6 protein-coding genes and 1 pseudogene are annotated in these 7,724 nt (G+C 69.0%); 4 read left to right on the forward strand and 3 right to left on the reverse strand.

Annotated features, from left to right (window positions below):
- Positions 1 to 143: 143 nt before the first annotated feature.
- The 3 genes and pseudogenes from K206_RS0102880 to trxB all read right to left on the reverse strand — a co-directional run.
- Positions 144 to 779, reverse strand: a pseudogene (locus K206_RS0102880) (trimeric intracellular cation channel family protein); the annotation flags it as partial.
- 13 nt (positions 780 to 792) lie between these two features.
- Positions 793 to 1,476 (reverse strand): Smr/MutS family protein, encoded by a 684-nt coding sequence (locus K206_RS0102885; protein ID WP_020200901.1) that lies wholly within the window; start codon positions 1,474 to 1,476, stop codon positions 793 to 795.
- A gap of 237 nt (positions 1,477 to 1,713) precedes the next feature.
- A complete protein-coding gene (trxB, locus tag K206_RS0102890) occupies positions 1,714 to 2,661 on the reverse strand; it encodes a thioredoxin-disulfide reductase (protein WP_020200902.1) in 948 nt (315 codons plus the stop codon).
- 168 nt (positions 2,662 to 2,829) lie between these two features.
- Here trxB and K206_RS0102895 point away from each other — a divergent pair, with 168 nt between their 5' ends.
- From K206_RS0102895 to K206_RS0102910, 4 genes are all read left to right on the forward strand, one after another.
- Positions 2,830 to 5,157 (forward strand): DNA translocase FtsK, encoded by a 2,328-nt coding sequence (locus tag K206_RS0102895; RefSeq protein ID WP_020200903.1) that lies wholly within the window; start codon positions 2,830 to 2,832, stop codon positions 5,155 to 5,157.
- Positions 5,158 to 5,353: 196 nt separating this feature from the next.
- Positions 5,354 to 5,989, forward strand: coding sequence for an outer membrane lipoprotein chaperone LolA (gene lolA / locus K206_RS0102900; RefSeq protein WP_020200904.1), 636 nt, complete (start codon positions 5,354 to 5,356; stop codon positions 5,987 to 5,989).
- An 8-nt stretch (positions 5,990 to 5,997) separates the two neighbouring features.
- Positions 5,998 to 6,423 (forward strand): hypothetical protein, encoded by a 426-nt coding sequence (locus K206_RS0102905; protein ID WP_020200905.1) that lies wholly within the window; start codon positions 5,998 to 6,000, stop codon positions 6,421 to 6,423.
- A 221-nt stretch (positions 6,424 to 6,644) separates the two neighbouring features.
- Positions 6,645 to 7,691 (forward strand): Fe(3+) ABC transporter substrate-binding protein, encoded by a 1,047-nt coding sequence (locus K206_RS0102910; RefSeq protein ID WP_020423641.1) that lies wholly within the window; start codon positions 6,645 to 6,647, stop codon positions 7,689 to 7,691.
- The last annotated feature ends 33 nt before the right edge of the window (positions 7,692 to 7,724 follow it).

A 7,724-nucleotide genomic window follows, 5' to 3' on the forward strand; every position in this document is an offset into this window, starting at 1 on the left:
TCGGGCATCTGCCGTTACCGGCTTTGGCGGCCACGGCGAAGCGCTGCCACTGGTTTCGTGGTGGGCGCGGTGGAACGGGCGCGGGTGTCGGCGGTGGAAGTGCCGCAGGGGGGCGCGTCGAGCCGGTACGGCTCGGGGTAGCTCGGCAGCTTCCAGCCGAAGCGGACCGACAGCAGGCGCGCGGCGGTGATGGTGATCGCGCCTGCCAGCAGGGCCACTTCCTGGTCGGCGCGCAGCCAGGTCAGGCCGATATAGACCCAGCAGCCCACGAACGCGCAGGTGGCGTAGGGCGAGCGGTCGCGCAGGATCATCGGCACTTCGTTGCACAGCACGTCGCGCACCACGCCGCCGAACACCGACGAGATGATGCCCATCATGACCGCCACGGTCGGCGTCATCTGCGCCACCAGCGCCAGCGAGGTGCCGGTGACGGAGAACAGTCCCAGGCCGACCGCGTCGGCGGCGATCATGGCGCGTTCCGACGCCACCCGGCTGACCACCCGCAGCACCAGCGAGGCGCCCAGCGACAGCAGGAAGATCAGGATCACGTAGCCTTCGTGGTCGACCCAGTAGAAGGGCCGGCGGTCGAGCAGCACGTCGCGCACGGTGCCGCCGCCGAAGGCCGTGGCGAAGGCCACCACGAAGGTGCCCACGGCATCGAAGCGCTGCTTGCGCGCGTCGACCACGCCGGAGATGGCGAAGGCCAGCACGCCCGTGACTTCCATCACATGCAGGATCAGGGGCAGCCGCCCCATCAGGAGATCGAGCGGCAGGTGCATCGCGCCCGCGCGCTCAGGCGTGCGGCTGGCGCAGCAGCACCATCAGCGCGCCGGCGCCGCCTTCGGCGCCGCGCGCCTGCACGAAGGCCAGCACTTCTTCCTTCTGCACCAGCCAGCTGCGCACCTTGCCCTTGAGTACGGGCGTCTTGTCGGGCGAGCCGTTGCCCTTGCCGTGGATCACGCGCACGCAGCGCACGCCGCGCTTGACCGAGCGCCGCACGAACTCGGCCAGCGCCTCGCGCGCTTCGTCGCTGCGCAGGCCGTGCAGGTCGATCTTGTCCTGCGGCACCCATTCGCCGCGGCGCAGCTTCTTGACCACGTCGATGCCAATGCCGGGGCGGCGGAACGACAGCGTCTCGTCGGTATCGAGCAGGTTCTCGACGTCGAATTCGTCGGACAGCGAGGCGGCCAGCACGGCCTGGTCGTCGAGCCGGGTCTGCACCGGCACCGGCGCGGGATGCTTCGGCGCGGGCGCCACGCGGTTGCGGTCGCGCAGGGTGTTGACGTTGCCGACGCTGCTGCGGAACACGTCGGCTTCCTCGCGCGCGCGCTGCGCCGCCGCCTCGGCCTCGCGGCGCTCGGCTTCGCGCTGTTCGGTCTGCGCTTTCAGCGTGCTGCGCAGGCCGGACAGGTCATCCAGGCCGAAGCGCCTGGTCGGCTTGGGCTGGCTGGCGGGTTTCTTGGCGCCGTGCGGCATGGGGTCTCTCCGGGAAGGCTCGGTCTGGTCTCGGGAGATTATAGGGGAGGGCGGTGGGCGCAAGAAGGGTGCCGGATGTGCGCTGGCGCCCCAGGTGGTCGGCAAGGCCGGCTTGCCGCTTGTGTTCTCCTCTCTCCCACTTGCGAGGGAGAGAGGAGCAAACCATCGGCGGCGGGATGCTCGAAGGCAACCCGCCGCCCTTTGCCGCGCGGCGCGCGCCGGCGCGGCTGGCGCCGCTTACTGCAGCGCTTCCACGTAGCGCTGCGCGTCGAGCGCGGCCATGCAGCCGGTGCCGGCGCTGGTGATGGCCTGGCGGTAGATGTGGTCCTGCACGTCGCCGGCGGCGAACACGCCCGGGATGCTGGTGGCGGTGGCATCGCCGGCCAGGCCGCTCTTGGTGACGATGTAGCCGTTGTGCATCTCGAGCTGGCCTTCGAACAGCTCGGTGTTGGGCTTGTGGCCGATGGCCACGAACACGCCGGCCAGCTTCACTTCCTCGACCGCGTTGGTCTGGGTGTTGCGCACCTTGATGCCGGTCACGCCGGAGTCGTCGCCGACCACTTCGTCGAGCACCGCGTTCCAGCGGATCTCGACGCGGCCTTCCTTCTCGCGCTGGAGCAGGCGGTCGACCAGGATCGGCTCGGCGCGGAACTTGTCGCGGCGGTGGAGCACCGTGACCTTGCTGGCGATGTGCGACAGGTACAGCGCTTCTTCCACGGCGGTGTTGCCGCCGCCGATCACCGCGACTTCCTGGTTCTTGTAGAAGAAGCCGTCGCAGGTGGCGCAGGCCGACACGCCGCGGCCCATGAAGCCTTCTTCCGAGGGCAGGCCCAGGTACTGGGCCGAGGCGCCGGTGGCGATGATGAGCGCGTCGCAGGTGTACTCGCCGGCATCGCCGACCAGGCGGATCGGGCGCTCGGTCAGCTTCGCGGTGTGGATGTGATCGAAGATGATTTCGGTGTTGAAGCGCTCGGCATGCTCCAGGAAACGCTGCATCAGTTCGGGGCCTTGCACGCCGTTGGCATCGGCGGGCCAGTTTTCCACGTCGGTGGTGGTCATCAGCTGGCCGCCCTGGGCCAGGCCGGTGATTAGCACGGGCTGCAGGTTGGCGCGCGCCGCGTAGACGGCGGCGGTGTAGCCGGCGGGGCCGGAACCGAGAATCAGCACTTTTGCGTGTTTGGCCATGATGCGTTCCTGTGGCCGGTGCGGCATGCTGCGCACCGGCGTGAATCGAAACCAGCATTATAAGTGGACCGGCGTTTGCTCACTGTTGCAAATTCCAATGGGAGCGATAGCCCCGGGCAAGGTTAAAATGGCCGGCACCGCAATCCCAGACGGCAACCCAGACCAGGCATGGCCCGAGCTACCACCACCACCCGTACCGATCCCTCCGCGCTGCCTTCGCGCATCGGCAAGCTGCTCGGCGAGGTGCGCTGGTTCCTGATGCTGGCCGTCACGCTGGCCTTCGTCTGCATCCTGGCCAGCTACAGCAAGGCCGACCCGGGCTGGTCGCACGCCAACCAGGTGGCCGATATCCACAACCTGGGCGGCCGCGTCGGCGCCTGGCTGGCCGACGTGCTGTTCTTCATCTTCGGCTTTTCCGCCTACTGGTGGGCGGTGCTGCTGGTGCGGCGCTGCTGGCGCGGCTGGCGCGCGCTGAGCGCCGAGCTGCCCGAGCGCACCGCCGAGGCGCGCCAGGGGCTGGTGGTGAGCTGGATCGGCTTCGCGCTGTCGCTGACCGCCAGCATGGGGCTGGAGGCGATCCGCATGTACCCGCTGCGCTCGGCGCTGCCGCGCGCGCCCGGCGGCGTGCTGGGCGACCTGCTGGGCGGCTGGATGCAGATGGCGCTGGGCTTCACCGGCGCCACGCTGCTGCTGCTGCTGCTGCTGGCCATCGGGCTGTCGCTGTTCTTCCATTTCTCGTGGCTGTCGGTGGCCGAGCACGTCGGCGGTTTCGTCGAGAACCTGTTCCTCGGCTTCAAGGCGCGCCGCGAAAGCAAGCAGGACCGCATCATCGGCGAGGCCGCCAAGGTCGAGCGCACCGAGACCGTGGAGGTGCAGCGGGTCAAGATCGAGGAAGCGACGCCGGTGCAGATCGTGCGCCCGCAGGCCGTGCCCAAGCACGAGCGCGTGGAGCGCGAGAAGCAGCAGCCGCTGTTCGCCGATATCCAGGACTCCGACCTGCCGCCGCTGGCGCTGCTCGACCCGATCCCGGCGCACCAGGAAACCGTGAGCGCGGAAACGCTGGAATTCACCTCGCGCCTGATCGAGAAGAAGCTCAAGGACTTCGGCGTCGAGGTCAAGGTGGTGGCGGCCTATCCGGGCCCGGTCATCACCCGCTACGAGATCGAGCCGGCCACCGGCGTCAAGGGCAGCCAGGTGGTCAACCTGGCGCGCGACCTGGCGCGCTCGCTGTCGCTGGTGTCGATCCGCGTGGTCGAGACCATTCCCGGCAAGAACTACATGGGGCTGGAGCTGCCCAATCCCAAGCGCCAGACCGTGCGCCTGTCCGAGATCCTCGGCTCGCAGGTCTACAACGAAAGCGCGTCGATGCTGACGATGGCGCTCGGCAAGGACATCGCCGGCAAGCCGATGGTGGCCGACCTGGCCAAGATGCCGCACTGCATGGTGGCCGGCACCACCGGCTCGGGCAAGTCGGTCGGCATCAACGCCATGATCCTGTCGCTGCTGTACAAGGCCGGCGCCGAGTCGGTGCGGCTGATCCTGATCGACCCCAAGATGCTCGAAATGAGCGTCTACGAAGGCATCCCGCACCTGCTGTGCCCGGTCGTCACCGACATGCGCCAGGCCGGCAACGCGCTGAACTGGTCGGTCGGCGAGATGGAGCGGCGCTACAAGCTGATGAGCAAGCTCGGCGTGCGCAACCTGGCCGGCTACAACAAGAAGATCGACGAAGCCGCCGCGCGCGAGGAAAAGATCCCCAACCCGTTCAGCCTGACCCCGGACGCGCCCGAGCCGCTCGACAAGCTGCCGGTCATCGTCATCGTCATCGACGAACTGGCCGACCTGATGATGGTGGTGGGCAAGAAGGTGGAAGAGCTGATCGCGCGCATCGCGCAGAAGGCGCGCGCCGCCGGCATCCACCTGGTGCTGGCCACGCAGCGCCCGTCGGTCGACGTCATCACCGGCCTCATCAAGGCCAACGTGCCGACCCGCATCGCCTTCCAGGTCAGCAGCAAGATCGACTCGCGCACCATCCTCGACCAGCAGGGCGCCGAGGCGCTGCTCGGCATGGGCGACATGCTGTACCTCGCGCCCGGCACCGGGCTGCCGATCCGCGTGCACGGCGCTTTCGTCTCCGACGAGGAAGTCCACCGCGTGGTGCAGAAGCTCAAGGAAGGCGGCGAGGCCAACTACATCGAGGGCATCCTCGAGGGCGGGCTGGCCGAGGGCGAGACCGGCACCGACGGCCTGGGCGGCGGCGCCGGCATCGGCGGTGGCGGCGGCGAAGCCGACCCGCTCTACGACCAGGCCGTCGAGGTGGTGCTCAAGAACCGCCGCGCCTCGATCTCGCTGGTGCAGCGCCACCTGCGCATCGGCTACAACCGCGCCGCGCGCCTGCTCGAGGACATGGAAAAGTCCGGGCTGGTCTCGGCCATGTCGGGCAACGGCAACCGCGACATCCTGGCCCAGCCGGGCGCCGCGCGCGAGGACGAATGAGAGGCGCCGGCAAGATGATCCCGGCGCCGTTGCGCGGCTGATTGCGCGGCTGACGTGCACGAGTAACATGCGGTTACGCGCGATGCACCCGGTTGCGGAATCCGCCGGGCGCGCGCCGCTCTAACCGGACATGCGGCGCCGCGCGCGTGCATCGCGGCACGGCGCGGCGGCCTCTCCATCCAGCAAGGAAAACTACATGCGAAACCGCTTTCTCGTGTCGGCATGCGCCGCCCTGGCCATGTCGCTGGCGGCGCCGGCGGTCATGGCGGCCGGCGTGGACCAGCTCCAGACCTTCGTCGCCAGCGTCAAGAGCGCGCGCGGCGAGTTCACCCAGCGCCAGGTCAAGGGGCAGGGCGACAGCCTCAAGGTCACCGGCACCTCCAGCGGCACCTTTGCCTTCGCGCGCCCGGGCAAGTTCACCTGGCGCTACGTCAAGCCCTACGACCAGTTGTTGCAGGCCGACGGCCAGACCCTCTACATCTACGACAAGGACCTCAACCAGGTCACCGAGCGCAAGCTCGACGGCGCGCTCGGCTCCAGCCCGGCGGCGATCCTGTTCGGCAGCAACGACCTCGAGAAGAACTTCGTGGTGAAGAACGGTCCGGCGCGCGACGGCGTGGAATGGATCGAGTTGACGCCCAAGGCCAAGGACACGCAGTTCGAGCGCATCGGCATCGGCTTCAAGAGCGGCAACCTGGAAGCGATGGAACTGCGCGACGCGTTCGGCAACACCACGCTGCTGACCTTCAGCGCCATGCAGAAGAACCCGGCGCTGCCCGCCGACACCTTCCGGTTCACGGTGCCGAAGGGCGCCGACGTGATGAAGCAATGAGGCCGCCCATGACCGCACTTTTCCCGCCGCGCCGCGCCGGTACCCTCGTTGCCCGCGCCGTCCTCGCCGCTCTCGCGGCGGCCACGCTGCTCGCGGCCTGCGCCGGCGGCGGCGCCAGCCGGCATTTCGACGTGGACGCCTTCCTGCGTGCCTCCGACACGGCCCTGCCCGAAGTGCTGGCCAACCCGGACTTCCTCTCCGCCACGCAGGCGCCCGCCAGCGACTGCGCGGTGCTGCTGCAGTCGGTCAGCAGCGGCGTGCTGGAAGGCCTGCCGCCTACCGGCAGCGGGCGCGGCCCGGCCTGGCTGCTGCATCCGGCCGGCACGCCGGACAAGGTGTGGCTGGTGGTGAGCAAGCGCGGCGGCGAGCGTACCTGCCACGGGCCGCTGCCGGCCGACGCGATGAAGGTCCTGGCGGAGCGCGCCGGCGCCTGACGCGGCGCGCATGAAAGAAGGGCGCGGAAGGCCGCGGACCCGGCGCGGCCCGCGCTCCGCCGGCAGCGCGGGCCGGGCGCCCCGGCATTGCCGCGGGCCAACATGACAGCGTTGTCACTTGACCTCGAAAATAGGAATGATTATTGTTTCTTGCTCGTCTTGCCGAAGGTGCCGGCACGGCATCTCCAGGGCGGAGCAGAACAATCATCGAGGGGAGAGTCATGATCGCATTCCGTCACTTGCTGCCGCGCGCCGCCGCGCTCGCGGTGCTCACCATGCTCGCCGCGCTGCCGTTCGCCGCGGGCGCCCAGGAAAAGGTGCTGAACCTCTACACGGCGCGCCATTACCAGACCGACGAGGCGCTCTACGCCAACTTCACCCGGCAGACCGGCATCAAGATCAACCGCATCGAGGGCCAGGAAGACCCGCTGCTCGAGCGCATCAAGAGCGAGGGCGCCAACAGCCCCGCCGACGTGTTCATCACCGTCGACATCGGCCGCCTGTGGCGCGCCCAGCAGGCGGGCGTGTTCGCGCCGCTCAGGTCGAGCGTGCTGGAGGCGCGCATTCCCGCCAACTACCGCGATCCCGGCGGCGACTGGTTCGGCTTCTCGGCGCGGGCCCGCGTGATCGCCTACAACAAGGACGCGGTCAAGCCCGGCGACATCCGGGACTATGAAGACCTGGCCGATCCCAGATGGAAAGGCAAGCTGTGCATCCGCTCCAGCGGCCACGTCTACAACCTGTCGCTGATGTCCAGCCTGATCGCCCATGACGGCGAGGCCAGGACGGAGCAGTGGGCGCGCGGCGTGGTGGCCAACCTGGCGCGCGCGCCCAAGGGCGGCGACACCGACCAGCTCAAGGCGGTGGCCGCCGGCGAGTGCGATCTCGCGGTCGCCAACACCTACTACATCGCCCGCATCCTGAAATCGGCCAGGCCCGAGGACAAGGCCGTGGCCGACAAGCTCGGCGTGCTGTGGCCCAACCAGGCCAGCCAGGGCGTGCACATGAACATCTCCGGCGGCGGCATGCTCAAGCACGCGCCCAACAAGGAGTCCGCGCGCGCCTTCCTCGAATACCTGGCGAGCGACGAGGCGCAGCGCTATTTTGCCGACGGCAACAATGAATGGCCGGTGGTGCCCGGCGTGAAGGTCAGCAACCCGGCGCTCGAGGCGCTGGGCAGCTTCAAGGCGGACAAGATCAATGTCGCGGAACTGGGCAAGCACCAGCCGCAGGCGCAGAAGCTGGCGGACAAGGCCGGCTACAAATAAGCCAGGCGCCGCGCCGCCGGACGGGCATGGCGG

Source organism: Cupriavidus sp. WS, assembly GCF_000395345.1.
GTDB lineage: Bacteria > Pseudomonadota > Gammaproteobacteria > Burkholderiales > Burkholderiaceae > Cupriavidus > Cupriavidus basilensis_B.

Excerpts from the sequence above, each read along its gene's own strand:
- K206_RS0102885 (WP_020200901.1), bottom strand. The coding sequence starts at position 1,476 with ATGCCGCACGGCGCCAAGAAACCCGCCAGCCAGCCCAAGCCGACCAGG.
- trxB (WP_020200902.1), bottom strand. The coding sequence starts at position 2,661 with ATGGCCAAACACGCAAAAGTGCTGATTCTCGGTTCCGGCCCCGCCGGC.
- K206_RS0102895 (WP_020200903.1), top strand. The coding sequence starts at position 2,830 with ATGGCCCGAGCTACCACCACCACCCGTACCGATCCCTCCGCGCTGCCT.
- lolA (WP_020200904.1), top strand. The coding sequence starts at position 5,354 with ATGCGAAACCGCTTTCTCGTGTCGGCATGCGCCGCCCTGGCCATGTCG.
- K206_RS0102905 (WP_020200905.1), top strand. The coding sequence starts at position 5,998 with ATGACCGCACTTTTCCCGCCGCGCCGCGCCGGTACCCTCGTTGCCCGC.
- K206_RS0102910 (WP_020423641.1), top strand. The coding sequence starts at position 6,645 with ATGATCGCATTCCGTCACTTGCTGCCGCGCGCCGCCGCGCTCGCGGTG.